We start from the raw sequence: 24,591 nt of genomic DNA, 5'->3' as shown, positions 1-24,591 counted from the left end.
TAATGTTGCTGAGTTCAGCCATTTTTCAAAAAAATGGATAAAATTCTGGTCATTTAAATTGTTGAAAAGTGCATTAAAAAAAGAGATTTTAATTCTTTGATATGCTGAAATATATAAGAAAAAAAGATGATATATATAATAATAAATTTATATTATTAAAAATATGTATATGAAATTAAAAATGTTTTATGATAAATGCTCAAAGAAAATATAGATAATCATTCTTGTTTGCACTATCATTTGTTTGTTTTTTTGTCTGAGATCGTTTCTGGTCGCTAAAGAAAATAGCGATGGAAAGGTTATACGTTCTTTACCGCTTCGGGGGAAGCTATGAAAAACCGTTTTTTTCTAAAAAATCCAATCGTGATGAGTGGGTTGTTATTCGGTAGTTTTGCACCTATGTTGCATGCTGAGACAGCCCAAGAGAGCAAAACGATGGTTCTGCCGACCATTCAAGTGATCGGTTCACAGGATGATGCTGTTTCTAAGATACCTGGTGCGGCAGTAATTGTAGATCAAGAACAAATCCAAAAATTCATCCCAACCTCAACTGAAGATATTTTAAAGCGCGTATCAGGTGTCTATGTAAAACCTGAAGAAGAGTCTGCTGTCGTTGCCAATATTGGTATGCGAGGCATTAGCTCACAAGACTATAAAACTTTGATTTTAGAAGATGGTGTTCCTGTAGCACCGGGTCTATTCGTTGGAAATGGCCGTTATTACAATCCGCGTGTACAACGGATGGATAGTATTGAAGTATTGAAAGGTTCTTCGGCATTGCGTTATGGCCCATCAAATATTGGTGGTGTGATTAACTATCGTACCAAGCAACCCAAAGATGGTGCATTGGTCGATCTGTCAATTGGCTCTTGGGATACCTATAAAACCACAGTTGAATTGGGTGGCAGCTCTCCAAACAAAGATAGTAACTTTGGCGCAATTTTAAGTTGGGCTAAAAGTGATGGTTTCATGGACAAGGGCTATGAAATGAAAGATGCGGTCATCAAAGCGGGTACCGCGATTGGCGATAACCAGTGGTTAGGTGTTAAATTTACCCATTATGAAAATGATGCCAATATTTCATATCGTGGGCAGTTCTTGGGTGAATATCATGCCAAGAAAAAGAATAACCCTGCACCAGATGATTGGTTCTTGACTGAACGTAACTCATTCGACATCAATCACCGTTGGAACATCAATGCAGATACAGAACTTCAAACCTTGGTGTATTGGAGTGAAATGAACCGTGATTACTGGCGTTATAGTACGAATGGTGCAGCTTCACAAGCAGCAGGCCGTTGGATTTATACTGATAGTTTGAATGGTAATAACCGTGCCTTTGAGCGTGTGGGTGCTGAAACCCGTTTAGTGGCAAAACATAATTTGTTTAATATTCCAAGCGAAGCTGAAGTCGGTCTACGTTTGATGAATGAAAAAATGGATGATGTCACCATTAATGCGACACGTGCAACGCCACGTACAGGTAAGATTGGCAAGGATACAAAAGACACTGCTAAAAGTGTCGCATTATATGCACAAAACCGTTTAGACATTACCGATCAATTGTCTGTTACACCAGGTCTTCGTGTTGAACGTTATGAACAGCAACGCGAAGATAAATTAAAGAGTGAAACGGTTAAGACCTCTAATACGGAAGTGATGCCTGGTCTAGGTGTGACCTTCCAATTGGTTCCAGCAGTACAGCTTTATGGTAGTGTTTATAAAGCTTTTTCTCCAGCGTCGAATGGTGATTCTCTCAGTGGTATGACGGATCAGAAATTGGACGCAGAAACTGCGGTCAGTTGGGAGTTGGGTTTAAGAGGTCAGCAGGATATCTTTAAATATGAGTTGACTGCATTCCGAATGGATTTTGATAATCAGATTATCCCTGCTAACAGTAACTCTGATTTCCAAACAACCAATGGTGGTAAGACTTTTAACCAAGGTCTTGAAAGTGCGATCAGTGTAGAGTTGGAAAACGGCTTTGATGTATTTGCCAATGTCACTTGGGTGGCAGATGCACAGTTCAAAGGTGATCGTTACAATAAAAATGGTACGCTTAAATCAAAAGATGGCGATCGTGTGCCATATACGCCAGAATGGGTTGCAAATTTAGGTTTCGGTTATAGTTATGCGGGTTTACGTACCCAGCTTAGTGCGAACTATATGGGTTCGCAGTTTACTGATGAACTCAATACCAAACCAATTGTAGAAAGTACATCAGGTTTCTTTACTGGAAAACTTAACGCTTATACGACTGTTGATTTAACCTCACGGTACACACTCAATGATCAAGTTGAGTTCTACGGCGCAGTGAAAAACTTGGAAGACAAGCGTTATATGGCAAGTTTACGTAATGGAATCTACGTAGGTCCTGAGCGTTCATTTGAAGCTGGCGTTCGCTATCGCTTCTAATTACATTTGCTTATAAACAAAAGCCCCCATCCTAAGATGGGGGCTTTTGTATTGGTGTTGAATAATTTCGTTTAAGCAGCTGGCTGTAAGGCGCGTTTTGCAGCAGGTGAGTTATTTAAATAGTTCACTGCATCTTGGGTATTTGCTTCTTTCACAGGGTCGTACCACGGCATGAGGTAATCAATTTGCTGCGCAACGAGCCAAATTGGGTTTGGTAATATTTGATCATCTTTGCGTCCCTGTTTATACCATTCTAACCAAATCCAAGGTTTGAGCGGACTCGGTTTCTTATCGGCAAAACGAGGGTCTTGACCCATGATGTGTGCTGCGCCATCCACCCATAAACCAAGCACGCCAATAATCACCGCAACGCTGAGATAGTAACGAGCGATATAGCCACCACCAAGATGACGGTAAAGATCAAAGGCAACAGTACGGTGTTCGATTTCTTCTGAACCATGCCATTTGATTAAATCAATCATTTCTGGGTCAGCACCAAGCTCTTCCCAGCGTTTGTTATACAATGCATATTTACCAAGCACACAAGTCATATGTTCAACGGTAGCAATCACACCAAGGCGAAATAAATCCCATTGATGATCGAGTATTTTTGGGACTTCTTTGCCAAATGGTTTATCCGCTAAAGCTTTGCCAAATACAAAGTCCATAATGTCGAGATTACGTTGAATATCTATATTCCGCTGGCTTAGGTATTCTTTGTTTGCAGAGGTGTGTGCAATCGCATGCATGGCTTCTTGACGAATAAATGCTTGCACATCTTCTTTCAGTTTTGGATCGGTAATTTCAGGCAAGACTTTATTGTATAAACGACAGAACCAAAACTCACCTGCGGGTAAGATATTGTTAATTTCATTAATAAAATAACTGGCGAAAGGCTGATTTGGAATCCAATCTACAGGAGTTTTTTCCCAATCAAACTTTACTTTGCGAGGGAGAATTTTATAGTCAATCGAAGAACCAAGAACTTTGTTCTTCACAAATGATAGTAATTTCATCGTTTAGTCCTAATCGATAGTGCAATGAACCAATAGTATGGAGTATATGAAAATACTCCACCTGTTGTGTTTAGCAATTCAGGACAATTAAAATTTATTTTATGCATCAAGTTGCATGAATTGCAATATGAGGGCTTTTTGAGACTTTATTCTCATTGTATGTCTTACGAAACCTTGTTTCTCATCACGCAGTTTCGCAAAATATATTATATATCGTCTAAAAAAAATGCAGCCGTATACGGCTCATGCTGCAAACATATATGAAAGATTCAGATACTATTCTTCAAGATCAGCATCTGTAGCTTCTGGAATCTGATCGAGGTCAAATTCAGTCGGTTGGTCGAGCGTGTAATTCAAACGTCCACCCATCACACTTGCTAGTTCTTCTAAACCAATCTTATTAAGTGATGAGAACAGTTGAATCGAAAAGTCTAGCTTCATCTTTTTCAATTGTTGTTTCACATCTAATAAGGTTTTATTGGCAGGTCCACGATTGAGTTTGTCTGCCTTGGTTAAAAGGATATGTACAAACAAATGACGTGAATGCGCCCATTCCAACATCATTAAGTCAAAATGCTGCAATGGATGGCGAATATCCATTAATAACACTAAGCCTTGTAGGCTTTGGCGGTGGATTAAGTAATTTTCCAGTTCTTTTTGCCACACCAGTTTCATCGCTTCAGGCACGGCTGCATAACCGTAACCCGGTAAATCGACTAAACGTTGGTCAGGATTGCCTAAGCTAAAAAAGTTGATCATTTGGGTGCGCCCCGGTCTTTTTGATGCACGCGCCAATTGTTTTTGATTGGTCAGTGCATTGATTGCACTGGATTTACCTGCATTTGATCGACCAGCGAAAGCAATTTCATAGCCTGTATCTTCTACGCATAAAGCAAGCTTTGGCGCACTCATTAAAAACTCAGCTTGGCGTAACCAATTTAAAGACTGGTTTGCATAAAGTGTTAATGCAGGATCAGTCTGTTTCTCATAACTGATTTTTTCTTTTGGGGCGAGTTTAGCTTTGGTATCTTTCGATTGTTGACGCTGACGCATAGAAGCTTACTTTAAAATTTGAAATAGCGAGATCTATTATAAAGGATGTCGGAGATTCGTGCGAATCCTCATGACGAGGCTTTTGGAATGAGTTGTAAAAAATCGATATTTGAATGCTGAGACGAGGGGAGAATACTGTGTTGCAATACTTCTCCCACTGTATATTGATCAAGACTTTGATAAAAGCTCTCTAATGCTTGATCTAGAATCCCTTTTAGTCCGCAGTGCGCACGCAATACACAAGGTGGGGTGTTACATTCTACAATTTGCTGATGACCTTGTAAGATGCGAACGATGTCGCCGAGTTTAAGATTTTTTGCTTCAGGATTGAGACGAATACCGCCACCTTTACCACGTGTAGTAATGATCCAGTGTTGCTTCCCCATAAAGTGAACAATTTTAACCAGATGGTTTTGCGAAACATGTAAATCTTGAGCAATATCTGCAATCGTATACGGTACATCACTCGGGCGAGCGACATACATCAAAATTCTAAGCGCATAATCAGTAAACTTATTGAGTTGCATGGCATTTCACTCAATCTAGTGCTTTAAATACAAAGGGCTAGTCTATCATAGACTAGCCCCACGCAAAATGCAGTGCCGATTAGTTGAGTTTGACACCGCCTGTGCCAAAGGCCTCGCTATGGATATTTTCTGCTGGAATACCACGAGCGATTAGCGCTTTATGTTGTTCTGCCATAAATGGCATTGGACCACATAGGTAATAATCTGCACTTGTTGGTAATAATGCGGCATCCATCGAACTTAAATCTAAGCGCCCAGTAATGTCGTAATCTTCCCCGAGTACGTCATCCGCATGTGGAAACTCATAAGCCGTAAAGGTGCTGAGACGTGGATACTTGGCTTTAAGTTCATGAATATGTTTTTTCATCGCATGAACTTGGCTGCTACGACATGCATGGATAAAACTGACAGCTTGTGGCATGTCTAGCGTCACCAACTGATTGAGCATGGCGATCATTGGAGTTAAGCCCACACCACCACTAATGAAGACGTTGTGCTTATTACTATTCATTAAGTAGAAATTCCCTGTTGGTGCAGACACTTCAATTTCTGAGCCTTCAGCTAAACCATGTAATGTACTTGAAACCCAGCCGCTTGCTAACTCACCTTTTTCATCTTCGCGCTTCACAGATATACGTAAATAATCCGATTGTGGACTAGTGGATAAAGTATATTGACGTGGCTGTCTGAGATTCAGCTCAGGCACAAAGACACGAACAGAGGTGTATTGACCTGCTTGATATTGTGGTAAATCACCGCCATCGATTGGCGCAAGATAGAATGAGGTGATTTCATCACTTTCAACGACTTTCTTGGCGATTTTAAAATTACGCCAGCCTAACCAACTGCCTTTATTTTGCTGATGTTGTTCATATATGGCTTTTTCAGTGCTGATGAATAGATCAGCCAATTGACCATAAGCAGCGGCCCAAGCGTCAATAAGTGGATCTTGCATTGAAATATTCAGAACTTCACTGATGGAGTGGAGTAGGTTTTCACCCACAATGCCGTAATCTGGTGATTGAATATTTAGGCTGACATGTTTGTGTGCAATCAGTTCAACCACAGGTAAAAGCACGGAAGGATCTTCAATATTTTCAGCATAAGCGAGGACTGCGCCAGCAAGCGCCTGTGCTTGTGCGCCACTACGTTGATGCCCCATGTTAAAGGTTTCTTTTAATTCAGGATTATTTCCTAACATACGGTTATAAAAATAGCCCGTTAACGCGACACCATTTTCACGCAGTACAGGAACAGTGGCTTTTACAAGGTCAATTTGCTGCGGAGTCATTTTAGATCTCTCTTGGCTATCATTTATAAGATGTATTTAAAATATACCTTTAATTTTGCATTTGCAATACGTATTTTAAAGAAAACCATAAAAAAAATAAGGGATAATAAATTATCCCTTTATTTATAAATGAATAAAGCTTTATTTTCCAAATAATGAACCTAATAACCCCCGAACAATTTTTTGCCCAGAACTCCCACCCAAACTGCGCGCGGCACTCTTGGCAAAAGTCCCGACAATATCTTGCGTCATTTTGGCGCGTTGTTGGGCTGCTTTTTCCTCAGCACGTTGTTGCTCACGGGCTAAACGTTCTTGCTCTTTGAGTTGTTGTTTTTCGGCAGCTTCTTGTTCTTTGAGTTGTTGCTTTTCTAGTTCAGCTTGCTGTTTTTGTTGTTCACGTTCAGCGACTTTGTTTTGTAGCATTTCATAGGCACTATCTCGATCAACGGCCTGATCGTAAATACCTGCAACGATGCTCTGCGCAATAATCACTTGGCGTTCTTCGGCGGTGATGGGATCAAATGATGAGTAGGGTGGCATCACCCAGCCACGTTCTACAATCTGCGGCGTACCTTGTTCATCTAGACAACTAATCAATGCTTCACCCACTGCAAGTTCAGTAATGGCTTGATCCACTTTAAAGTCTGGATTGGCACGGAAGGTATCAGCCGCAGTTTTGACTGCTTTTTGATCCTTCGGTGTAAATGCACGTAATGCATGTTGTATTCGATTTCCCAATTGACCTAATACGCTTTCAGGTAGATCCAGTGGGTTTTGGGTGATGAAGTAGATCCCGACGCCTTTGGAGCGAATTAAGCGAACCACTTGCTCGATTTTTTGCTGTAAGGCTGGACTGGCATTATCAAATAATAAATGTGCCTCATCGAAGAAGAACACCAATTTAGGTTTGTCCATATCGCCGACTTCAGGCAACTGTTCAAAGAGTTCTGACAACATCCAAAGTAAGAAGGTGGCATATAGTTTTGGGGTGTTCATGAGTTTATCGGCGGCTAAGATATTGATATAGCCATGACCGTTACCATCTGTTTGGATGAAATCCAGAATATTTAGACTGGGTTCGCCAAAGAACTGCTCGCCCCCCTGATCACCCAATGCCAATAGATTGCGCTGAATTGCGCCGATGCTTGCAGGAGAGAGATTACCGTATTCTGCTTTCAATTCGGAAGTGTGTGCGCTGACATAACTCAGCATCGATTTAAGATCTTTAAAGTCGATGAGTAATAAGCCTTGGTCATCAGCAATACGGAACACGGCTGAGAGTACACCTTCTTGGGTGTCATTCAGATTGAGCATGCGTGCTAACAGCAATGGGCCAATTTCTGTGATGGTGGTGCGAATCGGATGTCCTTGTTGCCCAAATAAATCCCAAAAGATCACAGGTGATGCTGCAAATGCGACGCTGTCTACTTTGAGTAGGTTGAGGCGTTCTTCAAACTTCGGACTACTACTCCCTGCTTTGGCGAGACTCGAAACATCACCTTTGGCATCGGCCAAGAACACAGGGACGCCAAGCCGAGAGAAGCTTTCTGCAAGAACTTTGAGCGTAACAGTTTTACCTGTACCCGTTGCACCTGCGATCAAACCATGTCGGTTGGCAAATTTAGAATGTAGAACAATATCTTGTGTTGTATCTGTGGTTTTTCTTGCAATAATAATGGGTGTGCTCATTCTTCACCTATTCTTCGTGTTATTCCAATTGTTTTAGTGCATTTTGAATATCTTGGATCAAATCTTCGGGATGTTCTAGTCCTATACAGAAGCGAACCAATAAACCTTGTTGTAAATGTGTATTTTCAAGTGTGCGCATCTGTTTTAAGTCGTACAGCATGACTAAGCTGATAGGCCCACCCCAACTAAAACCTAGTTTGAAGAGGTCTAAGCTATCGCAAAATTTTCGAACGGCGGTCAGGTCATATTCAGGTTTAAAGATCACGCTGACTAAACCAGCACTTTTGCCTGTGTTACACACTTCCTTCCAGAAGCAGTGACCCGCCGAATCGGGGTTGCTTGGATGCAGCACTTGGCTGAATTGAGGTTGCTGTTTTAACCAGTCGAGTAGCTTATTTGCATTTTTTGCTTGTTGTTCGTAACGTAAAGACATATGCGCCAAGCTGCGTTGGATTTGTGCAGTATCATCACCAGAAACAGAGATGCCCTGAATTGCATGCATACGGAACAATTTGTGATGTAAAGCTTGATCACGTGTTACGACCGAGCCCATGAGTATGTCACCGCCACCGCTTGGGTATTTGGTCAATGCATGAGCGGTGATATCAACTGAAAGATGTTCATCTGAAAAATCAAATGCATTAAAGGCAAGTCCAGCACCCCATGTGTTATCTAGGGCTGTCAATACATTCGCTTGTTGAGCCTTTTTGACTAAGTGCTTTAAGTCTGGAAACTCTAGAGTGATTGAGCCCGCAGCTTCTAACCAAATCAGTTTGGCTTTCTCTGTAGGTTGAAAGCTGTCCGCATCAATTGGATTGTAAATCTTAACGGTGATGCCGTAGCGATCTTGTAGGTTGTTTAAATGTTCTAAATTAGGTCCATAAATATTGTCGGCGACCCAAACTTCATCGCCTGTATTTAATACGGTACTATTCACTAAATTAATCGCAGATAAACCACTTGGTGCAAGTAGGCAATAACTGCCGCCTTCAATTTGAGTGATATTGTCGGCTAAAGTAAATGTTGTCGGTGTACCGTGGGTACCGTAACTATAGTCATAAGCATCGGTCCAATGGCGATCAAAAAGGTGCGCAGTGGATTGGAAAATAATGGTGGATGCACGAAATAGGGGAGGTTGGACCGTCTCAATGTATTGAGGGGCTTTTCGTGGTGCATGGATCAATTGAGTTTGAGTTTTTTTATGTGCTGTCATGGGGCAAAATCAAAGCGATATAATGAATTAGGTTAAGAGAAAATAAGCAAAGCTGCCAGTGATTTGCATGTTTTGTACAGAATCGGTACAGATAGAACACTCTGACTTAGAACTGGCTTTATTTTTGCTAAGAATTATTATCATTCTAACTAAAATAGGTTTTAGCGCATGAAGTCGCATTTAAGAGTGCATTATTTTCAGCACATCGCAGGTGAAGGTTTTGGAAGTTGCTACGATTACTTAAAGGCAAATCAAGCAAAAATTACCGCAACTGAATTTTTCGCTTTACCCGTTGATTTACCACTCGAATTGGAAGCGTTGCCAAGGGTGGATGAGGTTGATCTGCTGATTATTATGGGTGGAACGATGAGCGTCAATGATGAGGTGAATTATCCTTGGTTGAAGCTAGAAAAAAGATGGTTGCGTCGTTATCTGGCAGCAGGTAAGCCAGCGATTGGTTTGTGTTTGGGTGGTCAGTTGATCGCAAATGCGTTGGGTGCGGCGGTAAGTCGAAATCCACATCAAGAATTGGGCTGGATGGATGTCGGCAGAGCGACACATATCCCAGAAAATTGTTTTCAAATTCCTGAGAAAATTAACATTATGCAATGGCATAGTGAAACCTTTGAAATACCACGTGGTGGTGTGCATCTGGCTGAAAATAGTGTGTGTCGCAACCAGATGTACCAAATTGGACGCAATGTACTCGGTTTCCAATTTCATCCTGAAATTACGCCACATGCCTTGCATCTTCTGATCGAAAATGAAGAGGATGCGGCTGTATTTAATGGTGAGTATGTACAACCGATATCTGAGCTAAAAAGAACCCTGAAAAGCAAATTTGAGCAGGGAAATCGTTTGCTTAATCAAGCGATAGACTATGTGGTGAGTGCATAAGCCGACTTAAAGCCTAAAAATAAAAAAGAAGAATTGCATAAGACTTAAACAATCGCTATAATGAGCGTCCCTCAATAGGAGGGCGTTTACTGCGAGTAAAGTAGTAAATGCATGACAGTCGTGGCATCGATCACGACCATAGTGATTTTCACTGCCCTTGACACTTACCGAAAGGTGAGGTGCGTCATGGGTGATTCTTTATATATTTGGCTTGGAGTTTACTGGTATGTCTAACCAGAGAATTCGTATCCGTTTGAAGTCTTTTGATCATCGTCTGATTGATCAATCTGCTCAAGAGATCGTAGAAACCGCTAAGCGTACTGGCGCACAAGTGTGTGGTCCAATTCCGATGCCTACTCGCATCGAACGCTTCAACGTTCTTACTTCACCACACGTCAACAAAGACGCACGTGATCAGTATGAGATCCGCACATACAAACGTTTGATCGATATCGTTCAACCAACAGATAAAACTGTTGATGCATTGATGAAGTTAGATCTTGCTGCTGGTGTAGATGTTCAGATCGCTTTGGGTTAAGGCTTTCGGTTGATTAACGTTTAAGTTAATTAGGCCGCTTTTTTAGAGGTTTATGCACATGGCTATTGGTTTAGTCGGTCGCAAATGTGGTATGACTCGCATCTTTACTGATGCTGGTGTATCTGTACCTGTTACAGTTATCGAAGTCGATCCAAACCGCATTACGCAAATCAAAACACTTGAAACTGATGGTTATCAAGCAATTCAAGTAACTACTGGTGAACGTCGCGAATCGCGCGTAACTAACGCTCAGAAAGGTCACTTCGCGAAAGCGGGTGTTGCTGCTGGTCGTTTGGTTAAAGAGTTCCGTGTTACTGAAGCTGAGCTTGACGGTCGTGAAGTTGGTGGTTCTATCGGTGTTGACATGTTTACAGTTGGTCAAGTAGTTGACGTAACTGGTCAATCAAAAGGTAAGGGCTTCCAAGGTGGTGTTAAGCGTTGGAACTTCCGTACGCAAGATGCTACTCATGGTAACTCGTTATCTCACCGTGTTTTAGGTTCTACAGGTCAAAACCAGACACCTGGTCGCGTGTTCAAAGGCAAGAAAATGGCCGGTCACTTAGGTGATGAACGCGTAACAGTTCAAGGTCTTGAGATTGTATCTATTGACGCTGAACGTTCTGTTTTAGTTGTTAAGGGTGCTATTCCTGGTTCAACTGGCGGTGACGTTATCGTGCGTCCTACCATCAAGGCCTGAGGGGAAATACTGTGAATTTAAAAACTGTTTCCGGCTCTGCTGTTGAATTGTCTGAAGTTGCTTTCGGACGTGAATTTAACGAAGCTCTTGTACACCAAGTTGTTACAGCTTATTTAGCTGGTGGTCGTCAAGGTACTCGTGCTCACAAATCACGTGCAGATGTTTCTGGCGGTGGTAAAAAACCATTCCGTCAAAAAGGTACTGGTCGCGCTCGTGCGGGTTCTATTCGTAGCCCAATCTGGGTAGGTGGTGGTAAAACTTTTGCTGCTCGCCCACAAGATTGGTCTCAAAAAGTAAACCGTAAGATGTATCGCGGCGCAATGCAATGTATCTTAGCTGAACTTGTTCGCCAAGATCGCCTTGTGTTAGTTGAAGAGTTTGCTGTTGCAGCTCCAAAAACTAAAGAATTGCTTGCTAAGCTTAACGACTTGAATGCAACTCGTGCATTGATCATTACAGATGCTGTAGATGAGAACTTGTATCTTGCGGCGCGCAACCTTCCACACGTAGATGTGGTAGATGCAACTGCGATTGATCCTGTTAGCTTGATCGCATTTGATAAGGTTGTAATGTCTGTAGCTGCTGCTAAGAAAATTGAGGTAGAACTCGGATGAACAACGAACGTATCTATCAAGTCCTTCAAGGACCAGTATTCTCAGAAAAAGCACAAGTTTTAGGTGATACTGCTGGTGTTCAAGTGTTCAAAGTTGCGCTTAATGCCAACAAACTTGAAATCAAGAAAGCAGTTGAGCAACTCTTTGGTGTTGAGGTTGTTAAAGTAAACACAACAATCACTAAAGGTAAAACAAAACGCTTTGGTAAAACATTAGGACGTCGTTCTGATGTGAAAAAAGCATACGTCACCCTGAAAGCTGGCCAAGATGTTGAAATGGCTGACTTGGGCGATACCGCTGAAAACGCAGCGGAATAAGGACGAGAATTATGCCAATTCAAAAATGTAAGCCAACGTCTCCAGGACGTCGCTTTGTAGAGAAAGTGGTTCATAGCCATCTCCACAAAGGTGCACCTTATGCGCCGTTGGTTGAAGCAAAAAAACGTACTGGTGGTCGTAATAATAATGGTCACATCACTACACGTCATGTAGGTGGTGGTCATAAACAAAACTATCGTATTGTTGACTTTAAACGTAATAAAGATGGTATTCCTGCGACTGTAGAGCGTATCGAATACGATCCTAACCGTACAGCTCATATTGCTTTAGTTCTATATGCTGATGGTGAACGTCGTTATATCATTGCGCCAAAAGGCCTACGTGCTGGTGATAAAGTTCAATCTGGTAACGATGCTCCAATTCGTCCAGGTAACTGCTTGCCACTTCGTAACATGCCAATCGGTTCTACCTTGCACAACCTTGAACTTAAAATCGGTAAAGGTGCTCAATTAGCACGTTCTGCTGGTACTTCAGTTCAGTTGTTGGGTCGTGATGGTTCTTACGCTATTGTTCGTTTACGTTCAGGTGAAATGCGCAAAATCCATGTTGAATGTCGTGCTGTAATTGGTGAAGTTTCTAACCAAGAAAGCAACCTTCGTTCATTGGGTAAAGCTGGTGCTTCACGCTGGCGTGGTATTCGTCCTACCGTTCGTGGTATGGCGATGAACCCGGTTGACCATCCACACGGTGGTGGTGAAGGACGTAGTAAAGGTATTCAGCCTGTAAGTCCATGGGGTCAAAAAGCTAAAGGGTACAAGACACGTACCAATAAGCGTACGACTAAGATGATTATTCGCGACCGTCGCGTCAAGTAAGGAATCTGAATAATGCCTCGTTCATTAAAAAAAGGTCCATTCGTCGACGCACATTTGTTCGCTAAAGTTGAAGCTGCTATTGCTGCTAACAACCGTAAGCCGATCAAAACTTGGTCACGTCGTTCAATGATCCTACCAGACTTTGTTGGTTTAACAATTTCTGTTCACAATGGTCGTAACCATGTTCCAGTAATTATTTCTGAGCATATGGTTGGTCATAAACTCGGTGAATTCGCGCCAACTCGTACCTATCGTGGTCACGGTGTTGATAAGAAGTCTAAACGTTAATAGGTGCTATGATGGAAGTAACTGCAAAATTACGCGGTGCCGCTATCTCGGCACAGAAAGCACGTTTAGTTGCTGATTTGATCCGTGGTAAATCGATCGCGCGCGCGCTAGATATTCTAAATTTCAGCAACAAGAAAGCGGCTGTGCTTGTTAAAAAAGCACTTGAATCTGCGATCGCGAATGCTGAACACAATAACAGCTTAGATGTTGATGACCTTAAAGTAACTACGATTTACGTTGATGAAGGTGTAAGCCTTAAACGTATCATGCCACGTGCTAAAGGCCGTGCAGATCGTATTACTAAGCGTACTTGTCACATCACCGTTAAGGTAGGGGTTTGATATGGGTCAGAAGGTTCATCCAATCGGTATCCGCCTGGGTGTTGTGAAACGCCATAACGCTAACTGGTATGCGAGTCCGAAACAATACGCTGAATATTTACTTAAAGACCTTCAAGTTCGTGAGTTTTTAAATAAAAAACTTAAGAATGCGATGATTAGTAATATTCTTATCGAACGTCCTACTGGCGCTGCTAAAGTAACAATTAGTACTGCTCGTCCAGGTATCGTAATCGGTAAAAAAGGCGAAGATATCGAGAAATTACAGCGCGAACTCACCACTATTATGGGTGTTCCAGCTCAAGTAAGCATCAATGAAATTGATCGCCCAGACTTGGACGCGCGTTTAGTTGCTGAAGCAATTGCTTCACAATTAGAAAAGCGTGTAATGTTCCGTCGTGCTATGAAGCGTGCGGTTCAAAACACAATGCGTGCTGGCGCTAAAGGTATCAAAGTTGAAGTTTCTGGTCGTTTAGGTGGTGCAGAGATTGCTCGTACTGAATGGTATCGTGAAGGTCGTGTACCTTTGCATACACTTCGTGCAGACATCGACTACGCAACTGTACGTGCTGAAACAACTTACGGTACGATTGGTGTTAAAGTTTGGATTTTCCGTGGCGAGATCTTAGGTGGCATGAAACAAGTCATGAACCCTGCTCCTGCTGAAGATCGTCCAGCTAAACGTGGTCGTGGTCGTGGTGAAGGTCAAGAGCGTCGTGGTCGTCGCGGTGACCGTGCTGCTGACAAGGGAGAATAATCCATGTTGCAACCTAAACGTACCAAATTCCGTAAAGTGCACAAAGGCCGTAACACTGGTCTAGCGCATCGTGGTAGTACAGTATCATTTGGTTCGATCGCAATTAAAGCAACTGAACGTGGTCGTATGACTGCGCGTCAGATTGAAGCTGCGCGTCGTACCATTAGCCGTCGTATTAAGCGTGGTGGTAAAATCTTCATCCGTGTATTCCCGGATAAACCAATTACTGAAAAACCATTAGAAGTTCGTATGGGTAAAGGTAAAGGTAGTGTGGAATACTGGGTTTGTCAGATTCAACCAGGTAAGATCCTGTACGAAATTGAAGGTGTTAGCGAAGAGTTAGCGCGCGAAGCATTTGCTTTGGCTGCAGCTAAACTTCCGTTTAAAACCACTATCGTGACTCGGACGGTAATGTAATGAAAACTAAAGATCTACGTGAAAAATCGGTAGAAGAGTTGAAAGCTTTGCTTGATGAGCAGCAGCTTAATCAATTCCGTCTTCGTATGGCGAAAGCAACTGGTCAATTGGGTAAATCGCACGAAGTGCAAATTGCTCGTAAAACTATTGCTCGTATCAAGACACTCCTTACCGAAAAACAGGGGAACGGACAATGAATGAAAAAACAGTCCGCACGTTAACTGGCAAAGTCGTAAGCGACAAAATGGACAAGTCTATTGTTGTGCTTATTGAACGCCGTGTTCAACACCCGTTGTATGGCAAATCAATCCGCCGTTCAACTAAATTACACGCTCATGATGAGAACAACGTTGCTAAAATTGGCGACTTAGTGACCATTAAAGAAAGCCGCCCAATTTCTAAAACTAAAGCTTGGGCTTTAGTGGAAGTCGTTGAAGCAGCTGCTGAGTAATTAGACGTTCTTGTTGCATCATCGGACAATTTCGAGTACTCTTTGAGCCTTTCGAAATTGTGACCGGTGATGCTCGGTTTTGGAGTAGGGCAATGATTCAAACCGAAAGTATGCTCGACGTAGCAGACAACAGTGGTGCACGCCGCGTACAATGTATTAAAGTACTAGGTGGTTCACACCGTCGTTATGCTTCAGTTGGCGACATTATTAAAGTTACTGTAAAAGAAGCAATTCCTCGCTCACGTGTTAAAAAAGGTGACGTAATGAATGCTGTAGTTGTTCGTACAAAGTTCGGCATTCGTCGTCCAGATGGATCTGTGATCCGTTTTGATGATAACGCTGCTGTTATTTTGAACAACAATAAAGCTCCGATTGCTACTCGTATCTTCGGACCGGTGACTCGTGAACTTCGTACTGAACAGTTCATGAAAATCATTTCATTGGCTCCTGAAGTTCTATAAGAGGCAATCATGGCTAAGATTAAAAAAGGCGATCAAATTATTGTGATCGCAGGTAAAGAGAAAGGCAAACAAGGTATCGTTTTGTCAGTTTCTGAAGATCGAGTTAAGGTTGAAGGCCTTAACTTAGTGAAGAAGCACCAGAAGCCAAACCGTGTAACTGGCGCCGAAGGCGGTATTGTTACTCAGGAAGCTTCGCTTCATATTTCAAACGTGGCAGTTTTTAATGCTACAACCCAAAAGGCTGACCGTGTTGGTTACCAAGTGATTGATGGCGCGAAAACGCGTGTATTCAAATCAAATGGTGAATCAGTGGCGACAGCGAAGTAATAGGTTGAAAAGGCAATGGCCAGACTTAAAGCACGTTACAATGACGAACTTAAAGCAAAGTTACTAGAAGAACTTGGCGTTAAGAATGTGATGGAGATTCCTCGCATCACAAAAATCACCCTTAATATGGGTGTAGGCGCAGCTGCAACTGATAAGAAATTATTAGATGGTGCTGTTGCTGATATGCAACTCATTGCTGGTCAAAAACCAGTTGTGACACTTGCTCGTAAATCGATTGCTGGTTTCAAAATCCGTGATGGTTGGCCAATTGGTTGTAAAGTTACTTTACGTGGCGACCAAATGTACGAATTCTTGGATCGTTTGATCTCTATCGCAATCCCTCGTATCCGTGACTTCCGTGGTTTCTCAGCGAAATCATTTGATGGTCGTGGTAACTACTCTATGGGTTTAAAAGAGCAAATCGTTTTCCCTGAAATCGATTTTGACAAAATTGATCGTATCCGTGGTTTAGACATCACGATTACGACCACTGCTCGTAGCGATGACGAAGGCCGTGCGCTTATGCGTGCATTCGGCTTCCCGTTCAAATAAGAGGTCGATATGGCTAAGAAAGGTATGATTAATCGCGAATTGAAACGCGAACAGACAGTTGCTAAATACGCTGCAAAACGTGCTGAATTAAAAGCAACGATTGCAAATGTAAATGCAAGTGAGGAAGAACGTTTCAATGCGATGTTAAAGTTACAGGCATTGCCACGTAATGCATCTCCAGTGCGTCTTCGTAACCGCTGTGGTTTAACTGGTCGTCCTCATGGTTACTTCCGTAAGTTCGGTTTAGGCCGTAACAAATTACGTGAAACAGTAATGCAAGGTGATGTACCGGGCGTTGTTAAGGCAAGCTGGTAAGGAGCGACTAAATGAGTATGCAAGATACCGTTGCCGACATGTTAACCCGTGTTCGTAACGCACAAATGGCAAAGAAACAAACTGTTTCTATGCCTTCTTCTAAGTTGAAGGTTGCTATTGCAAACGTACTTCAACAAGAAGGTTATATTTCAAATGTAGAAGTTGCTCAAGAAGAGATTAAATCTACTTTGACAATTACGTTAAAATATTTCGAAGGCAAACCAGTTATCGAAACGGTTAAACGCGTAAGCCGTCCAGGTCTACGCCAATACCGTGGTAAAGATAAACTACCGAGCGTTAAGCAAGGTTTGGGTATTGCAATTGTTTCTACAAGCAAAGGCATCATGACTGATCGCGCTGCACGTGCTGCGGGCGTCGGTGGTGAAGTTATTGCTTTTGTTTCTTAATAGGTGATTCCTCATGTCTCGTGTGGCTAAAGCCCCAGTAACTGTACCGAATAGTGTAACAGTTACTCAGAACGGCCGGCAGGTCGAAGTGAAAGGCAGCAAAGGTACATTGTCTTTCAACCTGCATGCGCTGGTCGAGCTAAAACAGGAAGAAGGTAAACTTCAACTTGCTCCAGCTAAAGAGTCGAAAGACGCTTGGATGCAAGCTGGTACTGCTCGCGCTGTATTGAACAACCTTGTAAAAGGTGTTAGTGAAGGCTTCGAACGTAAGTTACAGCTTGTTGGTGTTGGTTATAAAGCTGCGGTTAAAGGTACTGTTGTAAACCTTAACCTTGGTTACTCACACCCGATTGACTACGCTTTACCTGAAGGTGTAACAGCGGAAACTCCAACTGCAACTGAAATCATATTGAAATCAGCAAACAAGCAGTTGTTAGGTCAAGTGGCGGCGGAAATCCGTGCATACCGTTCTCCTGAACCATATAAAGGTAAAGGTGTTCGTTATTCGGATGAAGTTATTCTTCGTAAAGAAGCTAAGAAGAAATAAGGCGCGAGGTTCTTATGAACGAAAAGAAACAAACCCGTTTGCGTCGTGCGAAAAGCACACGCTTGCACATTCGTGCATTGGGTGCGACTCGTTTGTGTGTAAACCGCACTCCGCGTCACATCTATGCTCAAGTCATCTCAGCAGATGGTGGCAAAGTTTTAGCGCAAGCTTCAACTTTGGATGCATCTTTGCGTAGTGGTGCGACTGGTAATATCGATGCAGCAACTAAGGTTGGTGCTTTAATCGCAGAACGTGCTAAAGCAGCTGGTGTTACTAAAGTTGCATTTGACCGTTCTGGTTTTAAATATCATGGTCGTATCAAAGCCTTGGCTGATGCTGCTCGTGAAGGCGGCTTGGAGTTCTAATCATGGCGAAAGTTGAACAAAACGAAGGTCTCGTTGAAAAGCTGGTTGCCGTTGATCGTGTAGCCAAAGTTGTTAAGGGTGGTCGTATCTTCTCTTTCACAGCATTAACTGTTGTGGGTGATGGTAATGGGCGCGTAGGTTTTGGTCGTGGTAAAGCACGTGAAGTTCCAGCTGCTATCTCTAAAGCACTTGAAGCTGCTCGTCGCAACATGATTACTGTAGACCTTGCGGGGACTACTTTACAGCACCCTGTGAATGCTCGTCATGGTGCAAGCCGTGTATACATGCAGCCTGCTTCTGAAGGTACTGGCGTAATTGCTGGTGGCGCGATGCGTGCTGTTCTTGAAGCTGCTGGTGTACATAACGTACTTGCTAAATGTTACGGTTCTACTAATGCTGCTAACGTAGTAAACGCGACTTTCAAAGGTTTGCGTGATATGACTTCTCCTGAGAAAGTCGCTGCGAAACGTGGTAAATCAGTAGAAGAAATTCAAGGGTAATCAATCATGAAAACGATTAAAGTTACCCAGACTAAATCTTCTTCGCATCGTTTAAAAAATCATAAACTTTGCCTACAGGGTTTAGGTCTGCGTCGTATTGGTCATACTGTAGAAGTGCAAGATACGCCTTCTAACCGTGGTATGGTCAACAAAGTTTACTATATGGTTAGTGTAGAGGAATAAGCCATGACTCTGCGTTTAAATGAACTTGCACCAGCAGAAGGTGCTAAGCGTGACAACCGTCGTTTAGGCCGTGGTATTGGTTCAGGCGTTGGTAAGACTGGTGGCCGTGGTGTCAAAGGTCAAAAATCACGTAAAAGCGGTGGTACTCGTCCAGGCTTTGAAGGTGGTCAAACAGCACTTTATCGTCGTTTGCCAAAATTCGGCTTCACTAGCCAAATTGCTTTAAAAACTGCTGAAGTGCGTTTGTCTGAGTTGAATAAAGTTGAAGGTGATGTAGTTAGCCTTGAAACTTTAAAAGCTGCGAATGTAGTTCGTCGTGACCAAATTCGTGCTCGCATCGTGCTTTCAGGTGAAATCACTCGCGCGTTCACTGTACAAGGTGTTACGTTGACTAAAGGCGCTAAAGCTGCTGTTGAAGCAGCTGGCGGTAAGGTCGAGGAGTAATCTCGAGTGTCTATGACTCCTAGTTCTTCAGGTCATGTTAACATGATGAAAGGCCAACCATTTCATGTGAAATACCGTGAAATTATTCGTCGATTAATGTTCTTGATTGGCGCGTTGTTGGTCTTTCGACTAGGAGCGCATATTCCGTTGCCAGGCATTGATAGTGTGGCACTAGCGAGCTTTTTTAAGGCTAATGAAGGTACCTTCTTAGGCTTATTTAATATGTTCTCTGGTGGCGCATTGGAGCGCATGTCAATTCTAGCGTTAGGGATTATGCCGTATATTTCTGCATCGATTATTGTGCAGTTGATGTCTACGGTGGTTCCTTCGTTAGAAGCTTTGAAAAAAGAAGGCGAGCAAGGCAAACGTAAAATCAATCAATACACACGTTACGGCACCTTGTTTCTTGCACTCGTGCAGGGTATAGGGATGTGTGCTGGTTTGATTAGTCAGGGTATTACTTTGACATCAGGCTTGGCATTTTATGTTCCAGCAGTGACTTCGCTTGTTGCAGGAACTATGTTTTTGATGTGGTTGGGAGAACAGATTACCGAACGTGGTGTTGGTAATGGTATCTCAATGATCATTTTTGCAGGTATTGTGGCTGGTTTGCCAAATCTTGTAATTCAGTCGTTCTCGTCTGTTCAGAATGGTCAAGGTAGTTTAATTGGATTAGCTGTCTTCGGTTTATTATCGTTAGCAGTTCTCGCTGCGATTGTGTTTATTGAAAAAGCACAACGTCGTATTCCAGTGAACTATGCTCAAAAACAGCAAGGTCGTAGGGTGTTTACTGCACAGCAAACGCATTTGCCATTAAAAATTAATATGGCGGGTGTTATTCCAGCGATTTTCGCAAGCTCACTGTTATTATTTCCAGCGAGTTTGGGGCAATGGTTAGGGAGTGCTGATCCAAATGCAGGGATCGTAAAACGTAGTCTGCAAGACTTGGCATTGGTGTTATCGCCTGGACAGCCGTTGTATTTGATGCTCTTTGGCGGGTTAATTATTTTCTTCTGTTATTTCTATACGGCGCTAGTTTTTAGTCCGAAAGAAGTTTCAGAGAATCTAAAACGTAGCGGAGCATATGTGCCTGGTATCCGTCCAGGTGAGCAAACGGCTCGTTATTTAGATCATATTCTTAACCGTTTGACGTTTATTGGTGCAATTTACATTACCGTGGTGTGTTTAATGCCAATGGTTCTGCAAAGTTCGTTTGGTATTCCATTCCATTTGGGTGGGACATCATTGTTGATTGTTGTTGTCGTAGTCATGGATTTCATGGCACAACTTCAAGCACACCTTACTTCGCATCAATATGACAATCAAACGTTAATGAGAAAAACGACTGCTCATCCGAAGGGATAAGCGCACTTAGAGGTTTCATCATGAAAGTACAAGCTTCTGTAAAGAAAATTTGTGGTAGCTGTAAAGTTATCCGTCGTAATGGGGTTATTCGCGTAATTTGTAGCGCAGAACCTCGTCATAAGCAGCGTCAAGGTTAATTTAATTAAGACCTGTTGATTTCAGTAGGCTAATTAGGTTATTATCCGCCCCTCAAGATTTTTGTGGGGCGGTTGATTATCTCTGCTGCCTTTTTGGAGAAAAGTGAATGGCTCGTATTGCCGGTGTAAACATTCCGGATAACAAGCATGCTGTTATCTCCCTCACGTATATTTTTGGTGTCGGCCGCCATACAGCTAAGAATATCTTAGCTGCTGTTGGTATTGCTGGAACTACAAAAATCCGTGAGTTGGACGATGCACAGCTTGATGCGATTCGTGCAGAAGTTGCTAAGGTTCCAACCGAAGGTGATTTACGTCGCGAAATTTCCATGAACATTAAACGTTTAATGGATTTAGGCTGCTACCGTGGTCTTCGTCATCGTCGCAGCTTGCCTGTCCGTGGTCAACGCACCAAAACTAACGCACGTACCCGTAAAGGTCCGCGCAAACCGATTAAAAAGTAAGATTTCTGGAAGCTAAAAGATGGCTAAAGATACTCGCACACGCAAGAAGGTCACTCGTACCGTCTCTGAAGGTGTTGCACACATTCACGCTTCTTTTAATAACACCATTGTAACGATTACCGATCGTCAAGGTAATGCATTGGCTTGGGCTACCTCTGGTGGACAAGGCTTCCGTGGTTCACGTAAATCAACTCCGTTTGCTGCTCAGGTAGCTGCTGAAGTTGCTGGTAAAGCAGCTTTGGATTACGGTTTGAAAAACCTAGACGTCCTTGTAAAAGGTCCTGGTCCAGGTCGTGAGTCTGCGGTTCGTGCATTAGGCGCAGTGGGTTATAAAATTAACAGCATTACCGATGTGACGCCAATTCCTCACAACGGTTGCCGTCCACCTAAAAAACGTCGCGTGTAAGGAGAAACATTCATGGCTCGTTATATTGGTCCAAAATGCAAACTCTCTCGCCGCGAAGGGACAGACCTGCAACTTAAATCAGGCGTTAAACCGTTTGATGTTAAAACCAAAAAGCACAATAAAGCACCTGGTCAACATGGTGCGGCTCGTGGTGGTAAGCAATCTGAGTATTCACTACAATTACGTGAAAAACAAAAAGTACGTCGTATGTACGGTGTGTTAGAACGTCAATTTAGTAATTACTATAAAGAAGCTGCTCGTGTGAAAGGCGCAACAGGTGAAAACTTGTTGAAATTGCTCGAAAGCCGTCTTGATAACGTTGTTTATCGCATGGGTTTTGGTTCTACACGTTCAGAAGCTCGTCAGTTAGTCAGTCACCGTTCTATTACTTTAAATGGTCGTCGTGTAAACATTGCGTCTATTCAAGTAAAAGCTGGTGATGTAATTGCGGTACATGAAGGTGCTAAACAACAATTGCGTATCAAAAATGCAATTGAATTAGCTGCTCAACGTGGTACACCTGCTTGGATGGAAATTGATCATTCTAAGTTGGAAGGTACGTTCAAAGCTGCACCAGATCGTTCTGATTTACCTGCTGAAATCAACGAAAGCTTGATTGTAGAATTGTATTCTAAATAATCCTTGAGGTAGCAATAAATGACGCGTACTGCAAACGAGTTTCTAACTCCGCAAGCGATCAAGGTCGAAGCGGTGAGCGGGACCTCGGCAAAAGTGATTCTGGAACCTTTAGAGCGTGGCTTTGGTCATACTCTAGGTAATGCTTTACGTCGCATTCTATTGTCTTCTCTGCCTGGCGCTGCTGTGGTAGAAGTAGAGATAGAAGGCGTCGAGCACGAGTACAGTACTTTAGAAGGCTTGCAGCAGGACATCGTCGAGCTCTTGCTGAACCTAAAAGGATTGTCTATTAAGCTGTTCGATCAAAACGAAGCATATTTGACATTAGAGAAACAAGGTGCGGGTGACGTAACAGCAGCTGACCTTCGTTTACCTCATAATGTTGAAGTGGTTAACCCTGATCATTTAATCGGTACTTTGAGTTCTTCTGGTTCATTAAAAATGCGCCTTAAAGTTTCTCAAGGTCGTGGTTATGAAACATCTGACTCTCGTTTCCCGGAAGGCGAAACACGTCCAGTAGGTCGTTTACAGTTAGATGCTTCTTATAGCCCGATTAAGCGTGTGTCTTACACAGTTGAAAATGCTCGTGTAGAACAACGTACTGATCTTGATAAACTAGTGATCGATCTTGAAACTAATGGTACTGTTGATCCAGAAGAAGCAATCCGCAAAGCGGCAACAATCTTGCAACAACAAATTGCAATTTTTGTTGATCTTCAGAAAGATCAAACACCTGTGGCTCAAGAACCTCGCGAAGAAGTTGACCCAATCTTGCTTCGTCCAGTAGATGATCTCGAGCTAACTGTTCGTTCTGCTAACTGTTTGAAGGCAGAAAATATTTACTACATTGGTGATCTTGTTCAACGTACTGAAGTTGAGTTGTTAAAAACTCCAAACTTAGGTAAAAAATCGTTAACTGAGATCAAAGATGTTTTGGCATCGAAAGGTTTACAACTCGGCATGCGTTTAGAGAACTGGCCACCAGCTAGTCTCCGTATGGATGACCGTTTTGCCTATCGTAGCCGTTAATTAAGTAGGACTATCACCATGCGTCATCGTAATAGTGGTGTGAAATTAGGCCGTACAAGCAGCCACCGTAAGGCGTTGTTCCAAAATTTAACAAATGCTTTAGTTGAGCATGAGTTAATTAAAACAACTTTGCCTAAGGCGAAAGAACTTCGCCGCGTTGCTGAGCCTTTAATCACTTTGGCTAAAAACGATACAGTAGCAAACCGTCGTTTAGCGTTTGCTCGTACTCGCTCTGCAGCAACTGTTGGTAAATTATTTACCATTCTTGGCCCTCGTTACAAAGAACGTAACGGCGGTTATCTTCGTGTTCTTAAAGCGGGCTTCCGTGCAGGTGATGCTGCACCGATGGCTTACGTTGAACTCGTTGACCGTGAAGTAAAATAATACTTCTACGTGTAGAACAGTTGTTCCAAAAAAGGTTGGCGAAAGCCAACCTTTTTTATTGGCTGTATTTCAAGATTCGTTTAAGAAATATCGGCATTCTATGGCATAAAGATGTCTACATCATGTGAAATGAAGCCAACTTTAATTTAAGCCTAAATAGTGATTGAGTCATTGTTGTCACAAATGAATACTGCTTGAAGACAGCCATCTAGGCTATCCATTAATATTTCATTTGCTCTTTTTTTATGAAAAGTAAGTGATGCATTATTCCCGAAATCACTTTCTAAATCAGATGATAAGATAATACTACATTCATCATCTCTTAATTTATTCCATAAATTTTGAACTAATTGAACTAATGAGAAACCGATGTTTATTATTTCATTTGTAGTAAAATTTTCATTATGAATGTAATCATCTATGTGAATTCTATTAGTGGATGCTTCAAATCCCGTTAGATCTCCATATCTACTAATGACGGCATCATAGTCCCAGTGGTCTAAGCGGTCTTTGTAAAAAGCAAAGACAATAGTATCAGCATGTTCATAAAAGCCTTCTAACATCTTAAGTTCTAAAGTCTCGGGAATAGGAGTATTACCCCTTGATAACAAGAATTCACTCATTTGGGAGTTTAAAACTATCATTCCTAGACTCGAAGATTATGGCTGCTATTAAACTTCTAAAACTAACATAATACAGCTTACACGGAATGCTT

Annotated in this window: 36 protein-coding genes and 1 pseudogene; 30 read left to right on the top strand and 7 right to left on the bottom strand. The window is 42.3% G+C overall.

From position 1 onward, the window contains the following. Window positions 1-330: 330 nt before the first annotated feature. Entirely contained in the window at window positions 331-2,415 is a 2,085-nt protein-coding gene (locus tag EAH57_RS03475) for a TonB-dependent receptor family protein (RefSeq protein WP_121928850.1), read from the top strand. Between the two features lie 71 nt (window positions 2,416-2,486). Here EAH57_RS03475 and EAH57_RS03470 read toward each other — a convergent pair whose 3' ends face one another. The 6 genes from EAH57_RS03470 to EAH57_RS03445 form a co-directional block, all read right to left on the bottom strand. Then, window positions 2,487-3,431: a metal-dependent hydrolase gene (locus EAH57_RS03470; protein WP_121928849.1), complete on the bottom strand. Its 945-nt coding sequence runs from the start codon at window positions 3,429-3,431 to the stop codon at window positions 2,487-2,489. Between the two features lie 276 nt (window positions 3,432-3,707). Further along, window positions 3,708-4,484, bottom strand: coding sequence for a ribosome biogenesis GTP-binding protein YihA/YsxC (yihA, locus tag EAH57_RS03465; protein WP_004673017.1), 777 nt, complete (start codon window positions 4,482-4,484; stop codon window positions 3,708-3,710). Window positions 4,485-4,552: 68 nt separating this feature from the next. After that, on the bottom strand, window positions 4,553-5,011 hold the full coding sequence (locus EAH57_RS03460; RefSeq protein WP_121928848.1) for an RrF2 family transcriptional regulator: 459 nt from the start codon (window positions 5,009-5,011) through the stop codon (window positions 4,553-4,555). 79 nt (window positions 5,012-5,090) lie between these two features. Beyond that, window positions 5,091-6,302, bottom strand: coding sequence for an NO-inducible flavohemoprotein (hmpA, locus tag EAH57_RS03455; protein ID WP_121928847.1), 1,212 nt, complete (start codon window positions 6,300-6,302; stop codon window positions 5,091-5,093). 141 nt (window positions 6,303-6,443) lie between these two features. After that, complete coding sequence (locus EAH57_RS03450; protein WP_121928846.1) at window positions 6,444-7,991, bottom strand: helicase HerA-like domain-containing protein; 1,548 nt, start codon at window positions 7,989-7,991, stop codon at window positions 6,444-6,446. Between the two features lie 19 nt (window positions 7,992-8,010). Then, entirely contained in the window at window positions 8,011-9,204 is a 1,194-nt protein-coding gene (locus EAH57_RS03445; protein WP_121928845.1) for a PLP-dependent transferase, read from the bottom strand. Window positions 9,205-9,372: 168 nt separating this feature from the next. On the opposite strand from EAH57_RS03445, the gene EAH57_RS03440 reads away from it, so the two are divergent. The 29 genes and pseudogenes from EAH57_RS03440 (at window position 9,373) to rplQ (ending at window position 23,876) form a co-directional block, all read left to right on the top strand. Beyond that, window positions 9,373-10,101, top strand: coding sequence for a type 1 glutamine amidotransferase (locus EAH57_RS03440; protein WP_004673010.1), 729 nt, complete (start codon window positions 9,373-9,375; stop codon window positions 10,099-10,101). Between the two features lie 226 nt (window positions 10,102-10,327). Continuing rightward, on the top strand, window positions 10,328-10,639 hold the full coding sequence (gene rpsJ / locus EAH57_RS03435) for a 30S ribosomal protein S10 (protein ID WP_000070912.1): 312 nt from the start codon (window positions 10,328-10,330) through the stop codon (window positions 10,637-10,639). Window positions 10,640-10,697: 58 nt separating this feature from the next. Then, window positions 10,698-11,336, top strand: coding sequence for a 50S ribosomal protein L3 (gene rplC, locus EAH57_RS03430; RefSeq protein ID WP_004673009.1), 639 nt, complete (start codon window positions 10,698-10,700; stop codon window positions 11,334-11,336). A gap of 11 nt (window positions 11,337-11,347) precedes the next feature. Further along, a complete protein-coding gene (rplD, locus tag EAH57_RS03425) occupies window positions 11,348-11,950 on the top strand; it encodes a 50S ribosomal protein L4 (protein WP_004673007.1) in 603 nt (200 codons plus the stop codon). After that, window positions 11,947-12,267, top strand: coding sequence for a 50S ribosomal protein L23 (gene rplW / locus EAH57_RS03420; protein WP_004673004.1), 321 nt, complete (start codon window positions 11,947-11,949; stop codon window positions 12,265-12,267). Before rplD ends, rplW begins: the two co-directional genes overlap by 4 nt. A gap of 11 nt (window positions 12,268-12,278) precedes the next feature. Continuing rightward, entirely contained in the window at window positions 12,279-13,103 is an 825-nt protein-coding gene (rplB, locus tag EAH57_RS03415) for a 50S ribosomal protein L2 (RefSeq protein ID WP_121928844.1), read from the top strand. A 12-nt stretch (window positions 13,104-13,115) separates the two neighbouring features. Continuing rightward, window positions 13,116-13,391 carry a 30S ribosomal protein S19 gene (gene rpsS / locus EAH57_RS03410; protein ID WP_004673001.1) on the top strand — a complete coding sequence of 92 codons (276 nt, stop codon included), beginning with the start codon at window positions 13,116-13,118 and terminating at the stop codon, window positions 13,389-13,391. Between the two features lie 11 nt (window positions 13,392-13,402). Further along, window positions 13,403-13,732, top strand: a complete 330-nt coding sequence (gene rplV / locus EAH57_RS03405; RefSeq protein WP_004672999.1) for a 50S ribosomal protein L22 — start codon at window positions 13,403-13,405, stop codon at window positions 13,730-13,732. A 1-nt stretch (window position 13,733) separates the two neighbouring features. Next, window positions 13,734-14,550, top strand: a pseudogene (gene rpsC / locus EAH57_RS03400) (30S ribosomal protein S3). Continuing rightward, the gene (gene rplP / locus EAH57_RS03395) at window positions 14,490-14,903 is read left to right on the top strand and encodes a 50S ribosomal protein L16 (protein WP_004672996.1); all 414 of its coding nucleotides are present in this window, start codon (window positions 14,490-14,492) and stop codon (window positions 14,901-14,903) included. Before rpsC ends, rplP begins: the two are co-directional and overlap by 61 nt. After that, window positions 14,903-15,100, top strand: coding sequence for a 50S ribosomal protein L29 (rpmC, locus tag EAH57_RS03390; protein ID WP_000849927.1), 198 nt, complete (start codon window positions 14,903-14,905; stop codon window positions 15,098-15,100). The genes rplP and rpmC overlap by 1 nt, the downstream gene beginning before the upstream one ends. After that, complete coding sequence (gene rpsQ, locus EAH57_RS03385) at window positions 15,097-15,354, top strand: 30S ribosomal protein S17 (protein ID WP_121928843.1); 258 nt, start codon at window positions 15,097-15,099, stop codon at window positions 15,352-15,354. The genes rpmC and rpsQ overlap by 4 nt, the downstream gene beginning before the upstream one ends. A gap of 92 nt (window positions 15,355-15,446) precedes the next feature. Continuing rightward, window positions 15,447-15,815 (top strand): 50S ribosomal protein L14, encoded by a 369-nt coding sequence (rplN, locus tag EAH57_RS03380; RefSeq protein ID WP_121928842.1) that lies wholly within the window; start codon window positions 15,447-15,449, stop codon window positions 15,813-15,815. A gap of 9 nt (window positions 15,816-15,824) precedes the next feature. After that, complete coding sequence (rplX, locus tag EAH57_RS03375; RefSeq protein ID WP_121928841.1) at window positions 15,825-16,142, top strand: 50S ribosomal protein L24; 318 nt, start codon at window positions 15,825-15,827, stop codon at window positions 16,140-16,142. 15 nt (window positions 16,143-16,157) lie between these two features. Further along, a complete protein-coding gene (rplE, locus tag EAH57_RS03370) occupies window positions 16,158-16,694 on the top strand; it encodes a 50S ribosomal protein L5 (protein WP_121928840.1) in 537 nt (178 codons plus the stop codon). A 9-nt stretch (window positions 16,695-16,703) separates the two neighbouring features. Beyond that, a complete protein-coding gene (gene rpsN, locus EAH57_RS03365) occupies window positions 16,704-17,009 on the top strand; it encodes a 30S ribosomal protein S14 (RefSeq protein WP_004672990.1) in 306 nt (101 codons plus the stop codon). Between the two features lie 11 nt (window positions 17,010-17,020). Then, window positions 17,021-17,416: a 30S ribosomal protein S8 gene (rpsH, locus tag EAH57_RS03360; protein WP_004672989.1), complete on the top strand. Its 396-nt coding sequence runs from the start codon at window positions 17,021-17,023 to the stop codon at window positions 17,414-17,416. Between the two features lie 13 nt (window positions 17,417-17,429). Then, entirely contained in the window at window positions 17,430-17,963 is a 534-nt protein-coding gene (gene rplF / locus EAH57_RS03355; protein WP_121928839.1) for a 50S ribosomal protein L6, read from the top strand. A gap of 14 nt (window positions 17,964-17,977) precedes the next feature. Continuing rightward, window positions 17,978-18,328, top strand: a complete 351-nt coding sequence (gene rplR / locus EAH57_RS03350; RefSeq protein ID WP_004660364.1) for a 50S ribosomal protein L18 — start codon at window positions 17,978-17,980, stop codon at window positions 18,326-18,328. A gap of 2 nt (window positions 18,329-18,330) precedes the next feature. Further along, window positions 18,331-18,828 carry a 30S ribosomal protein S5 gene (gene rpsE / locus EAH57_RS03345; RefSeq protein ID WP_001141025.1) on the top strand — a complete coding sequence of 166 codons (498 nt, stop codon included), beginning with the start codon at window positions 18,331-18,333 and terminating at the stop codon, window positions 18,826-18,828. A 6-nt stretch (window positions 18,829-18,834) separates the two neighbouring features. Next, window positions 18,835-19,011 carry a 50S ribosomal protein L30 gene (gene rpmD / locus EAH57_RS03340; RefSeq protein ID WP_003653652.1) on the top strand — a complete coding sequence of 59 codons (177 nt, stop codon included), beginning with the start codon at window positions 18,835-18,837 and terminating at the stop codon, window positions 19,009-19,011. A 3-nt stretch (window positions 19,012-19,014) separates the two neighbouring features. After that, window positions 19,015-19,455: a 50S ribosomal protein L15 gene (rplO, locus tag EAH57_RS03335; RefSeq protein WP_004672986.1), complete on the top strand. Its 441-nt coding sequence runs from the start codon at window positions 19,015-19,017 to the stop codon at window positions 19,453-19,455. Between the two features lie 45 nt (window positions 19,456-19,500). After that, window positions 19,501-20,820 carry a preprotein translocase subunit SecY gene (secY, locus tag EAH57_RS03330; RefSeq protein WP_171063511.1) on the top strand — a complete coding sequence of 440 codons (1,320 nt, stop codon included), beginning with the start codon at window positions 19,501-19,503 and terminating at the stop codon, window positions 20,818-20,820. 20 nt (window positions 20,821-20,840) lie between these two features. After that, window positions 20,841-20,957 carry a 50S ribosomal protein L36 gene (rpmJ, locus tag EAH57_RS03325; RefSeq protein WP_000867907.1) on the top strand — a complete coding sequence of 39 codons (117 nt, stop codon included), beginning with the start codon at window positions 20,841-20,843 and terminating at the stop codon, window positions 20,955-20,957. A 107-nt stretch (window positions 20,958-21,064) separates the two neighbouring features. Next, complete coding sequence (rpsM, locus tag EAH57_RS03320; RefSeq protein ID WP_004672984.1) at window positions 21,065-21,421, top strand: 30S ribosomal protein S13; 357 nt, start codon at window positions 21,065-21,067, stop codon at window positions 21,419-21,421. Window positions 21,422-21,440: 19 nt separating this feature from the next. Next, window positions 21,441-21,827 carry a 30S ribosomal protein S11 gene (rpsK, locus tag EAH57_RS03315; RefSeq protein ID WP_001040166.1) on the top strand — a complete coding sequence of 129 codons (387 nt, stop codon included), beginning with the start codon at window positions 21,441-21,443 and terminating at the stop codon, window positions 21,825-21,827. A 12-nt stretch (window positions 21,828-21,839) separates the two neighbouring features. Next, window positions 21,840-22,466: a 30S ribosomal protein S4 gene (gene rpsD, locus EAH57_RS03310; RefSeq protein WP_004672983.1), complete on the top strand. Its 627-nt coding sequence runs from the start codon at window positions 21,840-21,842 to the stop codon at window positions 22,464-22,466. An 18-nt stretch (window positions 22,467-22,484) separates the two neighbouring features. Next, complete coding sequence (locus EAH57_RS03305; protein ID WP_004672981.1) at window positions 22,485-23,492, top strand: DNA-directed RNA polymerase subunit alpha; 1,008 nt, start codon at window positions 22,485-22,487, stop codon at window positions 23,490-23,492. Between the two features lie 18 nt (window positions 23,493-23,510). Next, window positions 23,511-23,876, top strand: a complete 366-nt coding sequence (gene rplQ / locus EAH57_RS03300) for a 50S ribosomal protein L17 (protein WP_004672979.1) — start codon at window positions 23,511-23,513, stop codon at window positions 23,874-23,876. A 152-nt stretch (window positions 23,877-24,028) separates the two neighbouring features. Here rplQ and EAH57_RS03295 read toward each other — a convergent pair whose 3' ends face one another. Continuing rightward, window positions 24,029-24,520, bottom strand: coding sequence for a hypothetical protein (locus EAH57_RS03295; RefSeq protein ID WP_121928838.1), 492 nt, complete (start codon window positions 24,518-24,520; stop codon window positions 24,029-24,031). Window positions 24,521-24,591 lie beyond the last annotated feature (71 nt).

The organism is Acinetobacter sp. 2JN-4 (assembly GCF_003687745.1).
In the GTDB taxonomy this organism is placed as follows: domain Bacteria; phylum Pseudomonadota; class Gammaproteobacteria; order Pseudomonadales; family Moraxellaceae; genus Acinetobacter; species Acinetobacter halotolerans.
The sequence above is the reverse complement of the archived record's forward strand: the minus strand, read 5'-3'. Positions and strand labels throughout refer to the sequence as shown.